Source organism: Pseudotabrizicola sediminis, assembly GCF_004745575.1.
In the GTDB taxonomy this organism is placed as follows: Bacteria; Pseudomonadota; Alphaproteobacteria; order Rhodobacterales; family Rhodobacteraceae; genus Pseudotabrizicola; species Pseudotabrizicola sediminis.
Genome location: NZ_RPEM01000002.1, coordinates 118,447 through 137,600, shown reverse-complemented (window position 1 = coordinate 137,600; position 19,154 = coordinate 118,447). Strand labels below are relative to the sequence as shown.

Below are 19,154 nucleotides of genomic sequence, written 5' to 3'. Positions count from 1 at the left end.
GTCCGTGAGTGGAGGTCAGAGTAGGACGCGCGCCTCGGCGCGGCCCTTGACCGGGGTGTCGGTCATGAAGGTCTGTCCGTTGGCGGTGTTGCCATCGGTCAGATCGCGCGCGGCAGAGGTGCAATAGAGCTGGCTGAACCCAGCCCCGCCAAACGCCGGGCAGGTGGTCTGCGGGCAAGGGAAATCAAAGCTGGCCAGCTTTTCCCCGGCGGGCGTATAGCCCTCGACACAGCCACGCCCCCAGAACGCGATCCACAGATTGCCCGCCACATCGGTGACCGCCCCATCGGGATACCAGCCCTGATCAGTGAAATCCAAAGCGACCTGCGGTTCCGCAGCGGGCCAGCCATCGGCATCCAGCGCCACACGCATCACCTGATGCGTGGGGGTGTCGCTGAAATAGACAGTGCGACCGTCGGGCGCGAAGCACTGGGCATTGGGCACGGTGATGCCACCCCACAGTTTGCGCAGATCGCCCTTGTAGTAGCGGTAGAACGCGCCTGCGCCCTTGGCCTCGACCTTGGCCATGGTGCCGATCCAGAAGCCGCCCATCGGGTCGGCGCGGCCATCGTTGGACCTCGTGGCGGCATTGTCCGCCTCCAGCGTGCAAAGCGTTTCCTCAGCCCCGGTTTCCATATTGAACCGGAACAGCCGCGACTCTGACGCGATCAGCAGATCGTCTCGGCTGACCCAGCCTGCGGCGCTGACCATTTCACGAAAGTCCCACTGGCGGCTGGCGGAATGCAGGCGTTTTCCGACAATGTCGAACCATAGGAGTTCGCCGCGCTCCGGGTGCCACAAGGGACCTTCGCCAAGGATGCAGTTGGTGGCGTCGAAAACAGTCATGCTGTGGCCTCATCGTAGGCTTTGACAATGGCCTGCGCGCGCGCGGTGACCTCGGCCACCGAAAGGCCGGGGGTATAGATCGCGGTGCCGATGCCAAAGCCATTCGCACCAGCCTTGATCCATTCGGCAAAATTGTCCGGCCCTGCCCCGCCGACGGCATAGACCGGTGTGGCGCGCGGGAGCACAGCCCGCATCGCCTTGACCCCTTCGGGACCGATCAGCGAGGCGGGGAAAATCTTCAGCCCGTCCGCCCCTGCCTTCAGAGCGGCAAAGCATTCCGATGGCGTCATGACGCCGGGCCACGAATCCATGCTGCGCGCCTTGGTGGCGGCAATGACCTCGGGGTCGCAGTTGGGCGACACGATCAGCGTGCCACCGGCCGCCTGCACCGCCGCCACATCGGCCACCGTCAGCACCGTGCCCGCACCGATCTGCGCCCGGCCCGCGCATGCCTGCGCCATGGCGGCGATAGACACCAGCGGATCGGGTGAGTTCAGCGGCACCTCGATCCGCGTGATACCAGCTGCGATCAGCGCCTCGGCCACCGCCACGGCATCGGGCGAGGTGATGCCGCGCAGGATGGCAATCAGGTTGCGGTGGGTCATGGGTGTGTCTCCAAGGTCCGGGCAAGGCTGGCAAGACCCGCCAGAGTGCATTCGGTGGCGGGCAGTATGCGCGCCGTGACCCCTTGGGCCGACAGCGCGCGGGCATAGCTGCGGCACAGCGCTTCGGCCCCGATCAGGGTGACAGGCTGACCCAGCCAATAGGGTTTGGCAGCAGCAAGTTCGACGCCGATAAGCAGGCCCGACAGCCGCGCGCGGGCCTGATCCGAGGGCAGATCCGCGATCAGCCCTTCGGCCCGCAGCGTGAACAGTTGCGCGCCGATGCGGTCGGGGCGCGACAGCGCGTCGGACAGGCCGGTATCAAAGGCCGCATCGTCCCAGCCCTTGCCCGCCATCCCGTGCCGCAGGACCGAATGCTCCGACAGCAGGGCAAACATCTCGCCCGTCAGATAGGTCTGAAAGCTGACCACCTCACCCGCGCTGATATGCGCCCATTTGGAATGGGTGCCGGGCAAGCACATCACGCCGTCAAAGGCAGGGTGCAGGGCCAAGGCCCCGGCGATCTGCGTTTCCTCACCGCGCATCACATCGGCGGGCCGGGTCTGTTTCAGCCCGGGCGCGATGTAGACCGCAACGCGCGCATCCTTTACCGGAACCCGCACAAGCCCCGCCCGGTCCAGCGGGGCGCAGGGCACGGCGCGGTAAGGTGCCTCGTGCCAGCCCTGACGGCTACCGACCATGCCGCAGGCGATCACCGGCTTCACCCCGGTGCCAAGCCAGGGCGCGATCAAGGCCAGCAGCGCCGGCTCGAACCGGTCCGGGCTCAGCCGCCCCATGCCATCATCTGACATCGCCTGCGCGAGGATGCCATCCGGCCCCATCGCCCAGACCCGCAGGTTGGAGGTCCCCCAGTCAACCGCGATCCAGTCTGGCGTCACAGCCGTTCTCCCTCTACCACCCACATCGTTGCAGGCCATGCGACGGGCAGCAGAATGCCCTGCGCCATCAGCGCCCGCCCGGTCAGGGTCAGCGGCCCGTCTTTCAGGGCATTCGGCCCCCGCGATTGCGGCGGCCTGTCCGCCCCGTTGCGCAGGCTGATACGGTAGCGGGCCGCAGGGTCAAGCCCGGTCAGCCGCAAGGGGCGCGGCAGGGTCTGCACAGTCTGGGCGTTCTGCCCGGCAAAGACCACAAAGCGCGCGCCGCCCTCAGCGAGCTGCATCTCGGCGGTTACCGTGGGGTCGGCACTGTCCAGACGCAGGATGGTGCCCGCCACCATCCAGTCGCGGTTGGCCTTGTACCACGCAGTCACATCGCGCAGAATCGCCGCATCAGCATCGGAAATCTTGCGCGGGTCCATTTCAAAACCGAAATGCCGTTGCGCCGCCACCCACGCCCGAAACGCCATCGGCAAGGCGCGGCCCGTGGTATGGCTGTGCAACGCGCCGACATGGCTGCCGGTGACACAGGACGGCAGGAACAGCGCCGCGTCGTGCTGCATCCGCAACCGTTCATGGGCGTCGATACAATCAGACAGCCAGACGCGGTGCGTGCGCGCCAGAATCCCCCCATCAATCCGCCCGCCACCGCTTGCGCAGCTTTCGATCTCCACCCCCGGATGCGCGGCGCGCAACCGGTCGAACAGGTCGTAGGCACCATGGGTCTGCGCCACATCCACCACCGGCAGCAGGCGGTTGTGATCCCACTTGATATAGTCAATGTCATGCGCAGACAGGATCGCCGAGACCGCTTTGAACAGATAATCGCGCACCTCTGCCCGGGACAGATCCAGCACCAACTGGTTGCGCCCTGTCACCTGATCCGCCGGGCCAAGCACCCAATCGGGATGCGCGCGGTACAGGTCGGAATCGGGGTTCACCATTTCCGGTTCGAACCACAGGCCGAAAGTCATGCCAAGTGACTGCACATGCGCAATCAAGGGCTGCAAACCATCCGGCCATTTGCGCCGGTCGATGCCCCAATCGCCCAGCGAGGATGTGTCGTCATCGCGCCGCCCGAACCAGCCATCATCCAGCACGAACCGCTCCGCGCCCAAGGCGGCGGCGTGATCGGCAATGTCCGACAGGTCGGCCAGCGAATGATCGAAATAGATCGCCTCCCAGCAATTATAATGCACCGGGCGCGGGCGGGCCGGGTTGGGCCATGTGATCACGCGGTCGCGGATGTCGTGCTGAAACGCGGTGGCGATGCCGTTCAGCCCGGTGCCGGACCAGATCGCCACCAACTCGGCCGACGCGAACCTGCGACTGGGCTTGGTCTGTGCGCCCACGGGAGCACCGAACTGCACCTGACGGCGGCCGTCGGGCAATTCCTCGGCCACCATCCGGTGCCCGCCCGACCATGCGTAGTGCAGGGCAAAGGCGGTTCCTTGGGTATTGGTGCAACCGGCTTCGGGCAGGATCAGATAGGGCGGATGCTCCTGCCCCGACCGGCCAGTCCGCGACTCGCGCAGGCGGATGCCGGGGGTCCACGACACGCGGTTCAGGTGGAACTCGCGCACCCAGCGGCCATGAACATCCACCATGTGATCGGCCAACTGTGACGCGGGCAGCACGGGCGCGGCCAGCCAGTGCAGGCGGATGTCGCGGTCCGCCTCCAGCACCGTTTGCAGGGTGAACACGCCGGTGGTGTGTGCGGTGAGGTGGTGGGTCAGCGTTAGCCCCTCAGCGCAGGAGATCAGCGATAGCTGCGTGCCGGATTGCTCTGCCCGATCAAATGTGAACTGCGGTTGGAACGGCGTTCCATCGGCCTCTGCCACCATCAGACCCGGCTGGCCGGGAAAGGCGCGGCCAGCTTCGGGCGTCAGCGTCAGCGCAGGCAGTTGGTCGATCATGCCGCCGGTCAGATCCTGCCGCGCGGCTGCCACAAGCTGCGCCAGGTCCTCGCCCTCGGGCAACCGCGCACCCCAATACACCACCGCAGGCAAACCGCCGTCCGAGGTCAGCGCGAGCGTCTGGCCGCCCGCGTCCATCCGCCACTGCCTCACTTCACCGCTCCCAGTGTGAGACCCGCAATAAAGTGCTTCTGCATCATGAAGAACATCACCACCGGCGGCAGCGCCGCGAGGATGGACCCCGCCGACACCAGATGCCACTGCGCGATCCATTGCCCGTTCAGCGACGACAGCCCCGCCGTCACCGGCTGCGTGGCCGCACTGTTGGTCAGAACCGTGGCCCAGAAGAAGTCATTCCAGATGAAGGTGAACACCAACACCGACAACGCGGCGATGGCGGGGCGCATCAGCGGGATCACGATGAACCAGAAGATCCGCCACTCGGCCACGCCTTCGACCCGCGCGGCCTCGATCAGCTCGAACGGCAGCGCCTTGATGAAATTGCGCATGAACAGCGTGCAAAACCCGGTCTGGAACGCGATGTGAAACAGCGCCAGCCCATACCAGGTGTTGTACATTCCAAGGCTGAGCGTCAGATCGCGCACCGGCACCATCAGGATCTGGAACGGCACGAAATTGCCCGCCACGAACATGAAAAACACGATCAGGTTCGACGGAAAGCGGTAGATCGCCAAGGCAAAGCCGGTCATGCAAGACAGCGTGATCGCCCCGATCACTGTAGGGATCGTGACCCAGAACGAATTGAGCATGTATTGCAGCATCGGCGTGTTCCGGAACACGGTCGCATAATTCTCGAACGCCAAGGCCGACGGCAGGCCAAAGTAATTACCCTGCGCCAGATCCGACGCCGGACGGACCGAGGTCAGCGCCACCCCCAGAAGCGGCAGCAGCCACAGGAACAGCGCCACCGGAACGGCGATTTTATACAGGGTCTGCGACGGGGCCGACAGTTGCGTGATCGGGCGGGGAAACATGGCTTAGCGCTCCGTCTCGTCGCGCCACATCTTCCAGATGAAGCCCGAGATGAAAATCATCATGATGGCAAACAGCACCACCGCAATCGCGGCGCCGTAGCCCATGCGGTAGCCGTATTCGCTGAGCGCCTGTTCATACATATAAAAGGACAGTACCCGCGACGTGCCATAGGGGCCGCCGTTGGTCATGATCGACACCAGATCAAAGCTGCGCAGCGCGCCGATCACCGTGACCACCACCGCGATGAAGGTCGCCGGGCGCAGTTGCGGCAGGATCACGTACCACAGCATCCGCCAGCCCTTGGCCCCGTCCAGCCGCGCCGCCTCCACCTGATCGGGAGCCACGTTGTTCAGGCCGGTCAGGTACAGGATCATCACATAGGCAATCTGCGGCCAAAGCCCGGCCACGATGATGCCATAGGTGACAAAGCGGTCGTCGGCCAGAACGGCGGTGCCGGTCCCGGTCAGCCATTCCAGCAGGTTGTAGAACAGACCGAAATTGGGGGCATAGAACCACGAAAACATCAGGCCCACCACGACTTGCGAAATCACGAAGGGAAAGAAGAACAACGACTTGTAAAGCCGCATGCCCGCAATGGTCTGGTTCAGGAAAATCGCGATCAGCAAGCCCGCAGGCACCGCCAGCATATACAGCGCCAGCCAGATCACGTTGTTCTTGAGCGATGTGTAAAAGGCGTCGTCATCCATCAGCTCGACATAGTTGTCGACCCCGATCCAGCGCGCCTCACCCAGCCCGTCCCAATCCTGAAAGCTGACAAAGACCGACTGAAAGATCGGGATGATGACGTAGAGCATGAACATGAACAGCCCGGGGGCCAGAAACAGCCAGGGCGCAAGCCTGCGCTGGTTGGTTTTCCAATATGCGGACATGTCGCGCTCTTGTCTTCAGGGGTGGATGTACCCCGGCAAGCCAATGCCGGGGTACGGGAATATCAGACGGTGGACGCGGTCATTTGTAGATGCGCGCGCGGGCCTTCTCGAGACGGTCGAGGATCGCATCAAGGTTTTCAGGACGAACCATGAATTCCTGGAAGCCTTCCATCCCGACTTTGGCCATTTCGGCAGGCGCGTCGCGGTCAAAGAACTGGGCAATGCCCCCCGGCGTGGTCGACAGCATTTCGAACCCGGCCTGCAGGAACGGATCGTCGCCCACGGTCGCCCCGGCGTTCACCGGCAATTGGCCAAGCGCCGTGTTCAGCTTGGTCTGCACATCAGCGCGGGCGACAAAGGCCATGAACTTCTTGGCATCATCCACGTTCTTGGCCCCTGCAGGGATGAACACGGCGTCGGTCGGTGCCTCTTCGGCGCGCGGCACGTCCGGGTTGATCGTCGGGAACGGCAGGAAGCCCAGCGTCTCGTCGGTCATGCCGCCTTCCTTGAAGGCTGCGACGGCGAAGTTGCCCATCACATAGTTCGCCGCCTTGCCCTGCACGATCAGCGGCACCGCATCTTGCCAGTCAATGGCGGCGTGGTTGGCGGTGGTATAGGGCAGAACTTTCGCCCATTCGGCAAATGTCGCGCGAACGCGGTCATCGGTCCACGGCACTTCGCCATTGGTCAGCGCCTTGTGGAATTCATAGCCGTTGGTGCGCAGGTTCAGATAGTCGAAGATCCCCGCAATCGGCCACAGCTGGCTGGACCCGGTGGTCAGGCAGTCGATGCCTGCGGCCTTGAACTTCTCGCAATTGGCCAGAAACTCTTCCCATGTGGCGGGAACAGCAGCGTCGACCTGCTCATAGGCGGTGCGGTTGAAATACATGCCCCACTGGTAATAGGTGTAGGGCACCATCCACTGCTTGTCGTCCTGCGTGACGATTGGCAGGGTCGAGGCCAACTGCGTGTTCAGGTCATTGTCGGCATAGACATCCGAGATATCCAGGAACAGCCCGGCATCGACGAACGGCTGCATCCGGTTTGCCGGATACCAGTTGGCCACATCCGGCGGATCGCTGGTCAGGAAGTTGCGGATGGCGGTCTTGTAAGCCTCGCGGTCCATGATGTTCATCTGAACGTCGACATCCGGGTTCTCGGCTTCGAAATCGGCGACCAGCTGTTCCCATGCCGCCTTCGGGGCCGGATCATTGTTGTCGGTGGTAAAGGTCAGCACACGCTGCTGCGCCGACGCCGCGGTGGACAACAGCAACGCCGCTGTCAGGGCCAGAGCGCCCCTTGCAAGATGGACCATGGTTTCCTCCCTTTGGTTCCATTATTTGAAACTTAGTCTTGAATATTGAAAACTATGTCCGCTATTGATAAAGCTGTCAACTGGGAGGCGCATATGGGAAGCGACGGACATTCAGACGGAACTGTCGGCAAGGCGCTGGATGTGCTGGACATGGTGGCAGGCCATGGCCGCCCCGTGCGCTTTTCCGATCTGCTGGACCGCTCGCCCTATCCCAAGGCCACGCTCTACCGTTTTCTGCAGACCCTGACGAATCAAGGAATGCTGGCCTACGATGCGGATCTGGGCACCTATGCCTTGGGCGTGCGGCTGGTGCGGTTGGCCCATGCGGCATGGGCGCAAAGCTCGCTTGCGCCGATTGCCCGCCCGTTTATCAGTGATCTGGCCACCCTGACCGGGGAAACGGTGCACCTGGCGCAGATGGATCAGGGCCAGGTGCTTTACGTCGACAAACGCAATGCAGCCAGGCCGGTCGAGATGTTTTCACAGGCCGGCAAGGTCGGCCCGGCCTATTGCACTGGGGTCGGCAAGGCGATGCTCGCCTTCATGTCCGAGGCGGAGGTCGACTCCGCCATTGCGCGCCAATCGTTCCACCGATTCGGCCACCAGACACTGGATACGCCCGAAAAGCTGCGCGCCGAACTGGCGGCGATTCGCGTCCGGGGCCACGCTTTTGACCGCGAAGAACACGAGCCGGGCATCATCTGCTGCGCCGCACCGATTCTGGCGCGCAACGGTCGGGTGCTGGGGGCACTGTCGGTGACATCAACCACGGCGCGCAGTTCGCTGGCCGCGCTGGAGGCAGAGGCAGACCGGATCAAGGCATGCGCGGCGCAGATCGCGTCCGCGGCGGAAAGCTGGCGCTTTCCGGAACAGGGTTGAAGGGTAGGGGACAAGAATGACAGGTGTGACACTGGCCCGGGTGGTCAAGAAATACGGCGATGCACAGGTGATTCACGGGGTCGACCTGCACGTCGGGGATGGCGAATTCTGCGTCTTTGTGGGCCCCTCAGGCTGCGGCAAATCCACCTTGCTGCGCATGGTGGCCGGGCTGGAAGACACCTCCGGGGGCAGCATCCGCATCGGCAACCGCGATGTCACCCATGCAGACCCGGCAGAGCGGGGCGTGGCCATGGTGTTCCAGACCTATGCCTTGTACCCGCACATGACGGTGGCGGAAAACATGGGTTTCGGGCTCAAGATGACCGGCCACCCGAAGCCCGAGATCGACCGCAAGGTAGCCGAGGCCAGCCGCATCCTGAAGCTGGATGATTACCTGACCCGCAAGCCAAAGGCTCTGTCGGGTGGTCAACGCCAGCGGGTCGCGATCGGCCGCGCCATCGTGCGCGGGCCCGAGGTGTTTCTGTTCGACGAACCGTTGTCGAACCTGGATGCCGAGTTGCGGGTGGAAATGCGCGTCGAGATTGCCCGCCTGCACCGTGAAATCGGGGCCACGATGATCTACGTCACCCATGATCAGGTTGAGGCGATGACGCTGGCCGACAAGATCGTGGTGCTGCGCGCAGGACGGGTGGAACAGGTTGGCGCACCACTGGATTTGTATGACGACCCCGACAACAAATTCGTGGCGGGCTTCATCGGCAGCCCTGCTATGAACTTTGTCGCCGCCACCGTCGATGGCCCCGGCACCGTGACCGCCCCCGGCCTGACCGGACACACCCCCGTTTCAATGCGCCTTCCCGCACTGGGAGACGTTGTCATCCTTGGCCTGCGTCCCCAGCACCTGATGTTGGCCGAGGGCGCAACCCACCGGGTTGAGATGAAAGAGGCGCTGGGAGGTGTCAGCTATCTGCATCTCAGCGCTCAGACCGGCGAGAAGCTGGTGATCGAGTCGCGCGAAGTGCCACGGCTGCAGCTGGGCGACAGGGTGGGGGTCAGCTTCGATCCGGCGCATCTCATGGCGTTTGACGCAAAATCCGAGTTGCGCCTGCGCTAAAGCGGGGGGCATGGTTGGTTGCCCACAAGGGGCAGACCGGTGCCTAGAACATGTCCAGCAGGCGGCGCAGATAATCCCGCTCCGCCTCTGGGCGCAGCTGGTCACCGGTGCGCCGGCGAATTTCGTCCAGCAGATCCTGTGCCCGGCGATACACATCCTCGCCCTGCAACATGTTGCGGTCAGACCCGATCCGCGCGGAATCGCCCGGTTCGCGGCCCAACGGATCGCGCTGACTGTTGGGGTCGGCACGGCCAAAGGCCTCGCCCTGACCTTCGCCATTCTGTTGCTCGCGCTGTTCTAGGGCCAAAGCCTCGCCAAAGTTACGCATGCCTTCGCGCAGGGCCTCCATCGCTTCGGCCTGCCGGTCCAGTGCTCCGGGCAGATCGCCTCCCCGCAACGCGTCCTCGGCCTCGCGCATGGCGCGGCCTGCACGGTCCATCTGCTGGCGTCCCGCCTCGCCGCGTTCGCTGCCCTCGCCCGGCAATTGCCCGCGGCCCAGCTGGCCCAGCCGGTCGCGCAATTCCTGCTGACGCTCGGCCAAGCCTTCGCCGCCCTGCCCCTCGCCTTCTTGCCCCGGCTGCTGCCCGCCCGGCTGACCGTCCTGCAGATCGCGGAAAGCATCGTCCGACAGGCCCTGCTGATCGCGCAATGCCTCACCCAACTCGCGCATGGCTTGGTTGCCCTGGCCTTGTCCCTGACCCTGGCCCTGACCTTCGCCTTGGGCCACCTGCATGTTTTCCATCAGCTGGCGCAGCATCTCCATCAGCTCCTGCGCCTCGGCCATGCGGCCTTCTTCCATCAGCTGTTGCAGTTCATCCAGCATCTGCTGCAGCTGGTCGCCCGACATTTCCATGCCTTCCATGTTCTGGGAAAGCTGGCCTTCGGGGTTGCGCTGCGCCTCTTGGGCCAATTGCTGCATGTAGTCGGCAAGCGCCTGACGCATTTCCTGCATCAGTTGGTCAATCTCTTCCGGGCTGGCCCCGTTGCGGATCGCCTCGTCCAGCCGGTCTTGCGCGCGCTGCAGGCGCTCCATCGCAGACGCCAGATCGCCCTCTTCCACAAGAAGCGCGATCTGCCACAACTCTTCGGCAATCTCGTCGCGGATATCGGGGGACAGGCTGGCCTTTTCGGCGTCCAACTGCCGCATCACCACCCGCAACCGCAGATAGGCGCGCTGGTTGCGGATGAAGTCTTCGGGCTCATGCGTAACAGCCTTCAAAACCTGCGCCGAGCGGGCCGCATTTTCGCGCGTCCACAAAAGATCCCGCCGCATCTCGATCAGCGCGGCAGCCAGCGGGTCGAAAAATCGCTTGCCGGGCAGCGTCACGTTCAGCGGTGCGGCCGCACCCGACTGGCCAGCCGCATCGGTGGCCGAAAATGTCATCACCACCGGCAGGTTGGCAAAAGGGTGCTGCGACAGATCATCGATCAGGATCTCGGAAAATACCGCCCGGTCGCCGGTCACCGGCATCGGCAGGTCCAGGACCACAGGCTCGCGCGCCTCGGGCTCTGGTTCCAAGCCAAACCGGCGGTCAATGCCTGACAGATCGAGCGCGATGCTCACCTGACCCGCGACCACGCCGTAATCGTCACTGGTCGCGAATCCCTGCCGGAACCGACCATCCGCCTCACGCCCGATTTCGCCCTCCGGCGTGATGGTCGGCGCCTGATCGGGGGTGGCAGTAAAGGCCCAAGCCCGCCCGCCCGGCCCGTCAATCGTGACCGAGCCCGAGGAGTTCAGCACGAAATCGCGGGCAACGCTTTGCGCAGCTTCGGCCGGGGCATCTGCACCACCCGACACGGTTTCCGTCAGGGTCAGCGCGCCAACCTCGCCGTAGAGGCGGAACTGCATGCGGGTGCCCACCGGCACCTCAAGTGTATCTGTGGTCACATCATTCAGATACAGCGTCGGCTTGCCGGTGTAGGCGGGTGGCTGCGCCCAGCCTTCCCATGTCGGTCCCGCCGCCAAACCTCCGACCGCTCCGGGGGCAAGTGCCGCCACCGATGTCACCCGCCACAGCGAGCCAAACATCAGCGCCATGACAAAGGCAGTCAGTGCCACATAACGCAACGCAAAGGGGTCGCGCGACGATAGCCGCAGATCAGGCTCCACCGCGCGCGCCTGAGCGGCCCGCGCCGCCATCCGAGTTTGATGCGCCCGCCACACGGCAAGCGAGGCCGGATCAGCCGCGCCAATGGCCTGCACATCGGTCAGCGCCGCAATCGGATTGCCGGGCAGCCGCGAATCAAGCCGCACCAACGCCTCGGCCCGCCCGGGTGCGCGAAACACCCGCAGGCCAAGCGCCAAAGCCACCACTGCCCCGATCACCACAAGCGCCGCAGCACCCCAAAGAACCTCAATAGAAACATGATCCTGCACACCAAAGGCCAGGGCGGCCAGCACCGCCAGCACAATTGTCCACAGCGGCCAGAACGCCCGAGTCAACCGCTCTGCCCACATGCCGATGTGGGTTAACCGCAGCGGCCCCGCGATGCGTTTCATCAGATCATTCGGGTCGGAAACCGCCATGTCAGCCTTTCCAGAGGCCGAACAGGGTGTCACAGCCATGCGGGAATGGTATCGCGCGAAAGGATTTCGTCAAAGGTCGGACGCGCTCTTATGACAGCGAAGTGATCCCCTTTGACCAAAACCTCCGGGATAAGCGGCCGCGTGTTGTATTCCGAGGCCATAACCGACCCATAAGCCCCCGCACTGCGAAACGCGATCAGGTCACCTTCGGCCAGCGGGGCAAGCGCCCGCTGCTTGGCAAAGGTGTCCCCCGTCTCACACACCGGGCCCACCACATCATAGGGCTGCAGATCCTGCGCCACAGCCGGTTCCACCACCGGCACGATGTCATGATGCGCGCCGTACATCGACGGGCGCACCAGATCATTCATCGCGGCATCGACGATCAGAAAATCCCGACCCTCGCCGTTTTTCACATAAATGACCGATGAAACCAATATCCCCGCATTGCCGGAAATCAGCCGCCCCGGCTCGATCTCGATTTCGCAACCCAGATCGCCCACTGTCCGCTTGATCAGCGCGCCATAATCGGTCGGCAAGGGCGGCGCCTCGTTCGACCGCGCGTAGGGGATACCCAGACCGCCGCCCAGATCCAGCCGTTCTATGCTGTGACCTTCGCTACGCAACCGGCGGGTCAGGTCGGCCACCTTCAGATAGGCCTGCTCAAACGGTTCCAGCTCTGTCAACTGGCTGCCGATATGCACGTCGATGCCGATGACACGCAGACCCGGCAGGGCCGCCGCCTCGGCATAAACCTCCGACGCGCGAGCAATCGGAATGCCGAACTTGTTCTCACTCTTGCCGGTTGCGATCTTTTCATGCGTCTTGGCATCCACATCGGGGTTCACCCGGATTGTGATCGGGGCCACCACGCCCAGAGAGACCGCCACTTCGGACAGCGCCCGCATTTCGGGTTCGGATTCCACGTTGAACTGCCGGATGCCGCCGGTCAGCGCCAGCCGCATTTCTTCACGCGTTTTGCCGACGCCGGAAAACACGATCCGCTCTCCCGGCACCCCGGCGGCGCGGGCCCGACGATATTCGCCACCCGAAACCACATCCATCCCTGCGCCCAGATCGCCCAGCAGCTTGAGCACCGCCACATTCGACAGCGATTTGATCGCAAAGCACACCAGATGCGGCATCGGGGTCAGCGCTTCGGTGAACAGATGGTAGTGTCTGGTCAGCGTGGCCGCAGAATAGCAATAGAACGGTGTACCAACCGTTGCCGCAATGTCGGCAATCGCCACACCCTCGGCATGAAGCAGCCCATTGTGATACAAAAAGTGGTCCATATGCCCCGCAATCCCGGCTAAACTTCGCGCCTGCATCTACCCGTTGGCGCGCGTGAATTCAAACGGAACGTGGCCTAGCGCGACCGCAGGAACAGATAGAGCGGCAAGCCGCAGCTGACCCCGATGCAGAAGGTGGCCGGTATGGCGAGCAGATTGATCCAAGACTTGCGCTTCACCGTCTCGGTCACAACCCAGACGGTCAACGCAATCGCCGCAATGGTCAGATCCCAGGTCAACCCGGTTGTTGAGGCGTTGACGTACCAGGCGCCGATCAACCCCGACAGCCCGGTGCCGGTTTCGCGCATGTAGGTGACAAACCAATACATCGGGTGCACAGCGCCCCACAGAGCCAGTGCCAAATAGATCACGCGGATCGGTGTCATCGCTTGCCCTTTCATGATTTGGGTACACTTAGCGCAACATGACGGCCTGACCAGCGGATCAGTTCAACACCACGCCGACCCGCGAATCACCCGTCATGGTTACACCCGGCCGCGGGCGTTCAGGTTCACCATCAACCCCGCAGGCCGCCAGCGTTGCCAATATTGCCAACAGGCTTACCACACGTATCATGCCAAAATCTCCTGCCAGCGCGTCACCTGGGCGCGCACTTGATCGGGTGCGGTGCCACCATAAGATTGTCGCGAGCGCACCGAGTTTTCCACCCCCAGCACATCGAACACATCCGCCCGGATGCCCGCATGCACGCCCTGCATCTGCGCCAGCGTCAGGTCCGGCAGATCGCAGCCCGCGCCTTCTGCCAGCGCTACCAGCGTGCCCGTCACATGATGCGCCTCGCGGAATGGCAGATTGAGCTCACGCACCAGCCAGTCCGCCAGATCAGTTGCCGTTGAGAACCCGCTCGCGGCGGCCTGCGCCAGCACGGCGCGGTTTGCGCTCATGTCGGCCACCATCCCGGTCATCGCGGCCAGACCCAGCATCAGCGTGTCAGCGGCGTCGAACACCTGTTCCTTGTCTTCCTGCATATCCTTGGAATAGGTCAGCGGCAGGCCCTTCATCACTGTGAACAGTGCCACAGTTGCCCCCAGAATCCGCCCGATCTTGGCGCGAAGCAGTTCCGCCGCATCCGGGTTCTTCTTCTGCGGCATGATGCTGCTGCCGGTGGTCCATTTGTCCGACAGACGCACAAAGCGGAACTGCGCGCTCGACCAGATTACAAGCTCTTCGGCAAACCGGCTCAGGTGCATCGCACAAATGCTGCTGGCTGCCAGAAACTCCAGCGCGAAGTCGCGGTCGCTGACGGAGTCGAGGCTGTTGGCGGTGGGTCGATCAAACCCCAGCGCCTTTGCCGTCATGTGCCGGTCAATCGGGAAGCCGGTCCCGGCAAGCGCCGCCGCGCCCAGGGGACATTCGTTCATCCGCGCCCGTGCATCCTCAAACCGGCTGCGGTCGCGCGCAAACATCTCGACATAGGCCAGCATGTGATGGCCCCAGGTCACAGGCTGCGCGGTTTGCAGATGCGTGAAGCCCGGCATCACCCAATCCGCCCCGGCCTCGGCCTGCGCGACAAAGGCGCGCATCAGCGCGGTCAGCCCCTCAATCGCCACATCACATTGATCACGCACCCAAAGGCGGAAATCCACCGCCACCTGATCATTCCGGCTGCGCGCCGTGTGCAACCGCCCTGCAGGGGCACCGATCAGCTCTTTCAGCCGGTTTTCCACATTCATGTGAATGTCTTCCAGATCGGTGCGGAACGCAAACCCGCCCGTTTCAATCTCTGACAACACGGTGAGCAGGCCTTCCCCGATCGCCTCTGCATCGCTAGGTGTCAGAATACCCGTGGCGGCCAGCATCGCCGCATGGGCACGCGACCCGGCAATGTCCTGTGCGTAAAGCCGTTTGTCGAACCCGATCGAGGCGTTGATCGCCGTCATGATCGCGTCCGGCCCTTCGGCGAAACGCCCGCCCCACATCTGGTTGGCGGTTCTGGGATCTGCGGGTGCGGTCATGGATGCGTCTTTCGGAGGGGTTATGCTGCGGAAATCTCTGGCTGTCCTTTATACGGCCTTGGCGCTTGGTGCAAATCCGGTGGCGGCGGATGTGGCGGCCCTGCGGATCGGCGACATGAAAAAACTGGCGCTGCACTCTGCCCCGGTGGCGCTGGCAGAGGTTGGCCTGCTGGATGCCGACGACGCTCCGAAATCCATGGCGGACTATCACGGCAAATGGGTTGTTCTGAATTTCTGGGCCACCTGGTGCGCACCATGCCGGCACGAAATGCCCTCGCTCGACCGGCTTCAGGCCGCCCTGCCCGATATCGCCGTGGTCCCGGTCGCCACAGGGCGCAATGCTGTGCCCGGCATCCGGAAATTCTATGCCGAGGCGGGCATCACCAACCTGCCTATCCTGCGAGACCCGAAATCAGAGCTTTCGCGTTCTGCCAGCGTGATGGCCCTGCCGGTCACCCTGATCCTGAACCCGCAGGGACAGGAGGTTGCCCGGCTGATCGGCGATGCCGAGTGGGACAGTGACAGCGCCAAGGCGATCCTGTCGGCCCTTGCCGCGCAGTAGCGCAGACGCGCCCTTAGCACCGGATCTGCATAAGACGTTCCGCAGCGATGCTTTCGGCTGACATCACATGTAACTTCGCACCAAAGCCTGCGCGATCAGGCTCCAGCCGTCTGCGACCACAAAGAAGGCCAGCTTGAACGGAAGCGAGACAATCGCGGGCGGCACCATCATCATACCCATCGACATCAGCACCGCCGCGACCACCAGATCGATGATTAGAAACGGCAGGAACACCAGAAAGCCGATTTCGAATGCCAGCTTGATCTCACTCAGCATGAAGGCAGGCACCAGCACGGACAGCGGCGCATCGGGCAGATCGGGTGGCAACGGGCCGGGGCGCAGTTCGGCCAGCTGCGCAAATGTCTCCGGATCCAGCCTCGCCGCCATGAATTCGCGGAACGGGGCCATTGTCAGGGTGATGGCTGGCCCGATCTCCAGCTCTTCGCGGCTCAGCGGACCAAGACCGTTCGTCCAGGCTTCTGTAAACACCGGGTCCATCACATACCAGGTCAGGAACAGCGCCAGACTGACAAGCAGCATATTGGGCGGGGCCTGTTGCAACCCGATGGCCTGACGCAGAATCGACAGCACGGTTACCACAAAGGGAAAGCAGGTCACCATGATCGCCAGCCCGGGGGCAAGGCTGAGCACCGTCAGCAGCAGGATCAGCTGCACCGACCGCGCCGAAAGTGACGGCCCGTCGCCAAGGTCCAGCGTCAGTTCCTGCGCCAGCGCGGGGCTCGCCAGAGCGATCAGACACAGGGGTAGAATGGCATGCAGAGCCGCCACTGTGTGCCTCACAGCCCGCCGCGCAGGTTGGCAACTTCGATCAGCCGCACTGCGAGCTGCCCGGCCTGCTCTCCCTCCAGCTCCTGCAATTCGCCCCGCGCGATCAGCCGGTCGCCTATGTACAGTTCCACCGGGTCTTCCACCCGCCGGTCCAGCGGCAAAACAGCATCCTGCCCCAGCTTGAGAAGGTCACGCACCAGCGGCCACGCCTTGCCAACCGAAACCGTGATCTCGATCGGTACCTGTGCAAACGGGTTTGTGTCAGTCGGATCAGCCATTGGTCTCATCCTTTTCGGAATATTCAAAAAAATCATGTACGGCGCGGGTGATCCGAGCCACCGCATGATCAAGGTCGACACGGTGTTCCGCCTGCGCAAGCCGCAGATAGACCTGCCCTTCGCCCAGCGTTGCTTCCTCGACAATCACCAGTGGCACACCAGCCGCCTGTGACAGAAGCTGCTCAACCGCCGGTCGGGCGGCGGGGTTGAGCGTCACATGCAGCGGAGTGTCCGCCAGACCCTCCAGCAAAGGCATGACCGTCTCCAGCACCACCGGAGCCAAAGCCTGTTGGGCAAGCGGGGGAAGCAGCTGAGTGCAGAGCTGGGTCAGAAGCGGCTGCACCGACCGCAGGATATGCGCGCGCGCCTCCTGAAAGGTGAACCCCATCTGCTGCAGGTTGTTGGCAAGCTCAGAGTTGATTCGGGCCTGATCATCCTGACTTGCCGCCGTTGCATCCTCCCAGCCTGCTGAATAACCGGTCTCATAGGCGCGCAGCCGGGCATCTTCGATGGCCGCATTGTCCATCACAACGATCTGGCTGTTGTCCCGCTGCGACGACGATTCAAACACCTCCAGCTTCAGCGGTGGCATCAGCTGCGCTCCTCTTCTTTTTCCATCCAATTGCGCAGAATCTCGACCGACTCACTCTGGCGCTCGTCAATCAGGCGCCGCAGCCGCGACACAGGGTCGTTCTGCGGTGCCCCATAGACGCCGGCATCGTCAAAGTTGACCATCGGCATGTCGGGTAGATCGAACCCGTCAGCAATCTCCCCGGTCAAACCTGCGAAAGCGTCCGATTCCGGCGGCCCCGGCAAGGACAGGGCACCGCTTGCAGCACCCGGCAGCTCTGCGGCACCTGCGCGCTGGGTTAGCAGCGGGCGCAGCACAAACAGGCCAAGGACCAGCGAGACGAGGCCCAGAACCAGAAGCTGAATCACCGACATCAGGTCGATGGGGCCTAGCTGAGACAGAAGCCCTGCCTCTGCCAGAGCGCCTTCGGCTGGCAGCGGGCTGAATTCCATGGACTTGAGGGTCAGCACATCGCCCCGCGCCTCATCCAGACCAGCCGCAGAGCTGACAAGTTCGCGCAGATCGGCCAGTTCGGCCTCTAACCGCGGTTGCCAGCTTACCGTACCGTCTTCCGCCGTGATCTGCTCCCCGTCCACCAGAACAGCGACGGTCAGCCGGCGGATGGCACCGGGTTCGCGCAAAAGCTCTCTCTGGGTTTGCGAGACTTCGAAATTCACACGCTCGCGGCTGGTGGTGCTCTGGCTCTCGCCCGCGGCCCCTGCGGCACCATCGCCATCGGGCAGGTTGGACGCAACGGTCACACCTGCCTGCCCGTCCTTCGAGCTGTCGCTGCTCTGCTCGGTATCCGAAGAAATCGCCACCCGCGCCTGTGGGTCAAAGGTCCGCTCGGTGATTGCTTCGCGGTCGCGCACCACATCGACAGACACTTCCACAACTGCCCGTCCGGGCCCCACGCGGGCGGCCAGCAGACGTTCGACATTGTGTTTGATGTCCTGCGCCCGTGCATCGCCTGACGACGCCGCAGACATGTCTGCCTGCCCGGCGATCAGACCCGCAACCGAGTCGATGACTGACACATCATCGGGCTTCAGATTACCGGTTGCGCTGGCCACCAGGTGGCGCAGCGCATTGGCCTGCTCTGCTGAAAGCGACCCTGACGCAGTTGTCACCGTAATGCTGGCGCTCAGGGTCTGGTCGCGCAAAAAACCGCTTCTGTTGCCTTGCGAAATATGCACGCGGGCCGCCTTGATCTGCGGCATCGCCAGAATGGTGCGCGCAAGCTCGCCTTCCTTGGCGCGCCAATAGGCAGCGTCGAACATCTGCGAGGTCGTCCCGAAGCCGGTCAGCCCGTCAAGCAGTTCGTAGCCCGCACCGCCCGAGGCCGGCAGGCCCTGTCCGGCCAGTTGCATGCGCAGCGCGTCGCGCGCGGCCGACGGCACATAGATCGAATCGCCGCGCACATCATAGATGACGCCAACCTGATCCAGTGCGGTGATCACATCGCCCGCCGTCCGCCCATCCAGCCCGGCATAGAGCAGGCTTTGCCCGCCTGATTGCCCAATACGCGCCAGCGCCAGCACCGACAGAAACATCCCGACGGTTGCGGCCACCAGCACGACCCGCTTGGCCAGCGTCAGCCCCTGCCACAAGGAAACGAGATTGTTCACACCAGCCCTCCGTCTAGCAGACGTCTGTCTGCGCTTTGACTGATCAATGAAGGATGTGCCTTAACAATCGGTTAGTGACCTTTGATCTATTTTGGTCCTCGCCGAACAGAAGC

At 63.5% G+C, this 19,154-nt stretch carries 19 protein-coding genes; 3 read left to right on the top strand and 16 right to left on the bottom strand.

The features are described from left to right. Positions 1-15: 15 nt before the first annotated feature. The 7 genes from EEB11_RS03340 to EEB11_RS03310 form a co-directional block, all read right to left on the bottom strand. A complete protein-coding gene (locus EEB11_RS03340) occupies positions 16-846 on the bottom strand; it encodes an SMP-30/gluconolactonase/LRE family protein (protein WP_135429002.1) in 831 nt (276 codons plus the stop codon). Then, complete coding sequence (locus EEB11_RS03335; protein WP_135429001.1) at positions 843-1,451, bottom strand: 2-dehydro-3-deoxy-6-phosphogalactonate aldolase; 609 nt, start codon at positions 1,449-1,451, stop codon at positions 843-845. The genes EEB11_RS03340 and EEB11_RS03335 overlap by 4 nt, the downstream gene beginning before the upstream one ends. Continuing rightward, entirely contained in the window at positions 1,448-2,347 is a 900-nt protein-coding gene (locus EEB11_RS03330) for a 2-dehydro-3-deoxygalactonokinase (RefSeq protein WP_210134371.1), read from the bottom strand. Before EEB11_RS03330 ends, EEB11_RS03335 begins: the two co-directional genes overlap by 4 nt. Further along, positions 2,344-4,413, bottom strand: a complete 2,070-nt coding sequence (locus EEB11_RS03325) for an alpha-galactosidase (protein WP_245298756.1) — start codon at positions 4,411-4,413, stop codon at positions 2,344-2,346. Before EEB11_RS03325 ends, EEB11_RS03330 begins: the two co-directional genes overlap by 4 nt. Beyond that, positions 4,410-5,255: a carbohydrate ABC transporter permease gene (locus EEB11_RS03320; protein WP_135428999.1), complete on the bottom strand. Its 846-nt coding sequence runs from the start codon at positions 5,253-5,255 to the stop codon at positions 4,410-4,412. Before EEB11_RS03320 ends, EEB11_RS03325 begins: the two co-directional genes overlap by 4 nt. 3 nt (positions 5,256-5,258) lie before the next feature. Then, on the bottom strand, positions 5,259-6,146 hold the full coding sequence (locus EEB11_RS03315; RefSeq protein WP_135428998.1) for a carbohydrate ABC transporter permease: 888 nt from the start codon (positions 6,144-6,146) through the stop codon (positions 5,259-5,261). 79 nt (positions 6,147-6,225) lie between these two features. Beyond that, positions 6,226-7,461, bottom strand: coding sequence for an ABC transporter substrate-binding protein (locus EEB11_RS03310; RefSeq protein WP_135428997.1), 1,236 nt, complete (start codon positions 7,459-7,461; stop codon positions 6,226-6,228). A 93-nt stretch (positions 7,462-7,554) separates the two neighbouring features. On the opposite strand from EEB11_RS03310, the gene EEB11_RS03305 reads away from it, so the two are divergent. Beyond that, the gene (locus EEB11_RS03305; protein ID WP_135428996.1) at positions 7,555-8,340 is read left to right on the top strand and encodes an IclR family transcriptional regulator; all 786 of its coding nucleotides are present in this window, start codon (positions 7,555-7,557) and stop codon (positions 8,338-8,340) included. Positions 8,341-8,356: 16 nt separating this feature from the next. Then, entirely contained in the window at positions 8,357-9,415 is a 1,059-nt protein-coding gene (locus EEB11_RS03300; RefSeq protein WP_135428995.1) for an ABC transporter ATP-binding protein, read from the top strand. A 43-nt stretch (positions 9,416-9,458) separates the two neighbouring features. Here EEB11_RS03300 and EEB11_RS03295 read toward each other — a convergent pair whose 3' ends face one another. The 5 genes from EEB11_RS03295 to argH form a co-directional block, all read right to left on the bottom strand. Further along, on the bottom strand, positions 9,459-11,945 hold the full coding sequence (locus tag EEB11_RS03295; RefSeq protein WP_135428994.1) for a TIGR02302 family protein: 2,487 nt from the start codon (positions 11,943-11,945) through the stop codon (positions 9,459-9,461). Positions 11,946-11,974: 29 nt separating this feature from the next. Further along, on the bottom strand, positions 11,975-13,240 hold the full coding sequence (lysA, locus tag EEB11_RS03290; protein ID WP_135428993.1) for a diaminopimelate decarboxylase: 1,266 nt from the start codon (positions 13,238-13,240) through the stop codon (positions 11,975-11,977). Between the two features lie 74 nt (positions 13,241-13,314). Continuing rightward, complete coding sequence (locus tag EEB11_RS03285) at positions 13,315-13,623, bottom strand: DUF2834 domain-containing protein (RefSeq protein WP_135428992.1); 309 nt, start codon at positions 13,621-13,623, stop codon at positions 13,315-13,317. 58 nt (positions 13,624-13,681) lie between these two features. Next, complete coding sequence (locus EEB11_RS20215; RefSeq protein ID WP_280950245.1) at positions 13,682-13,813, bottom strand: hypothetical protein; 132 nt, start codon at positions 13,811-13,813, stop codon at positions 13,682-13,684. Further along, positions 13,810-15,213 carry an argininosuccinate lyase gene (gene argH / locus EEB11_RS03280; RefSeq protein ID WP_135428991.1) on the bottom strand — a complete coding sequence of 468 codons (1,404 nt, stop codon included), beginning with the start codon at positions 15,211-15,213 and terminating at the stop codon, positions 13,810-13,812. Before argH ends, EEB11_RS20215 begins: the two co-directional genes overlap by 4 nt. Before the next feature lie 22 nt (positions 15,214-15,235). On the opposite strand from argH, the gene EEB11_RS03275 reads away from it, so the two are divergent. Then, positions 15,236-15,775, top strand: coding sequence for a TlpA family protein disulfide reductase (locus tag EEB11_RS03275; RefSeq protein ID WP_135428990.1), 540 nt, complete (start codon positions 15,236-15,238; stop codon positions 15,773-15,775). A gap of 63 nt (positions 15,776-15,838) precedes the next feature. Here EEB11_RS03275 and fliP read toward each other — a convergent pair whose 3' ends face one another. Genes fliP through fliF form a run of 4 tightly spaced genes read right to left on the bottom strand, consistent with a single transcriptional unit; the run spans position 15,839 to position 19,041 of the window. Further along, on the bottom strand, positions 15,839-16,564 hold the full coding sequence (gene fliP, locus EEB11_RS03270; protein ID WP_245298755.1) for a flagellar type III secretion system pore protein FliP: 726 nt from the start codon (positions 16,562-16,564) through the stop codon (positions 15,839-15,841). An 8-nt stretch (positions 16,565-16,572) separates the two neighbouring features. Next, positions 16,573-16,842: a FliM/FliN family flagellar motor switch protein gene (locus EEB11_RS03265; RefSeq protein ID WP_135428989.1), complete on the bottom strand. Its 270-nt coding sequence runs from the start codon at positions 16,840-16,842 to the stop codon at positions 16,573-16,575. Continuing rightward, positions 16,835-17,434: a FliH/SctL family protein gene (locus EEB11_RS03260; RefSeq protein ID WP_135428988.1), complete on the bottom strand. Its 600-nt coding sequence runs from the start codon at positions 17,432-17,434 to the stop codon at positions 16,835-16,837. Before EEB11_RS03260 ends, EEB11_RS03265 begins: the two co-directional genes overlap by 8 nt. Beyond that, complete coding sequence (gene fliF, locus EEB11_RS03255) at positions 17,434-19,041, bottom strand: flagellar basal-body MS-ring/collar protein FliF (protein ID WP_135428987.1); 1,608 nt, start codon at positions 19,039-19,041, stop codon at positions 17,434-17,436. Before fliF ends, EEB11_RS03260 begins: the two co-directional genes overlap by 1 nt. Positions 19,042-19,154: the final 113 nt, after the last annotated feature.

What these genes read in the sequence shown, in the direction of transcription:
- EEB11_RS03340 (WP_135429002.1), bottom strand. Translation starts at nt 846, where the DNA reads ATGACTGTTTTCGACGCCACCAACTGCATCCTTGGCGAAGGTCCCTTG.
- EEB11_RS03335 (WP_135429001.1), bottom strand. Translation starts at nt 1,451, where the DNA reads ATGACCCACCGCAACCTGATTGCCATCCTGCGCGGCATCACCTCGCCC.
- EEB11_RS03320 (WP_135428999.1), bottom strand. Translation starts at nt 5,255, where the DNA reads ATGTTTCCCCGCCCGATCACGCAACTGTCGGCCCCGTCGCAGACCCTG.
- EEB11_RS03315 (WP_135428998.1), bottom strand. Translation starts at nt 6,146, where the DNA reads ATGTCCGCATATTGGAAAACCAACCAGCGCAGGCTTGCGCCCTGGCTG.
- EEB11_RS03310 (WP_135428997.1), bottom strand. Translation starts at nt 7,461, where the DNA reads ATGGTCCATCTTGCAAGGGGCGCTCTGGCCCTGACAGCGGCGTTGCTG.
- EEB11_RS03305 (WP_135428996.1), top strand. Translation starts at nt 7,555, where the DNA reads ATGGGAAGCGACGGACATTCAGACGGAACTGTCGGCAAGGCGCTGGAT.
- EEB11_RS03300 (WP_135428995.1), top strand. Translation starts at nt 8,357, where the DNA reads ATGACAGGTGTGACACTGGCCCGGGTGGTCAAGAAATACGGCGATGCA.
- EEB11_RS03295 (WP_135428994.1), bottom strand. Translation starts at nt 11,945, where the DNA reads ATGGCGGTTTCCGACCCGAATGATCTGATGAAACGCATCGCGGGGCCG.
- lysA (WP_135428993.1), bottom strand. Translation starts at nt 13,240, where the DNA reads ATGGACCACTTTTTGTATCACAATGGGCTGCTTCATGCCGAGGGTGTG.
- EEB11_RS03285 (WP_135428992.1), bottom strand. Translation starts at nt 13,623, where the DNA reads ATGACACCGATCCGCGTGATCTATTTGGCACTGGCTCTGTGGGGCGCT.
- EEB11_RS20215 (WP_280950245.1), bottom strand. Translation starts at nt 13,813, where the DNA reads ATGATACGTGTGGTAAGCCTGTTGGCAATATTGGCAACGCTGGCGGCC.
- argH (WP_135428991.1), bottom strand. Translation starts at nt 15,213, where the DNA reads ATGACCGCACCCGCAGATCCCAGAACCGCCAACCAGATGTGGGGCGGG.
- EEB11_RS03275 (WP_135428990.1), top strand. Translation starts at nt 15,236, where the DNA reads ATGCTGCGGAAATCTCTGGCTGTCCTTTATACGGCCTTGGCGCTTGGT.
- EEB11_RS03265 (WP_135428989.1), bottom strand. Translation starts at nt 16,842, where the DNA reads ATGGCTGATCCGACTGACACAAACCCGTTTGCACAGGTACCGATCGAG.
- EEB11_RS03260 (WP_135428988.1), bottom strand. Translation starts at nt 17,434, where the DNA reads ATGCCACCGCTGAAGCTGGAGGTGTTTGAATCGTCGTCGCAGCGGGAC.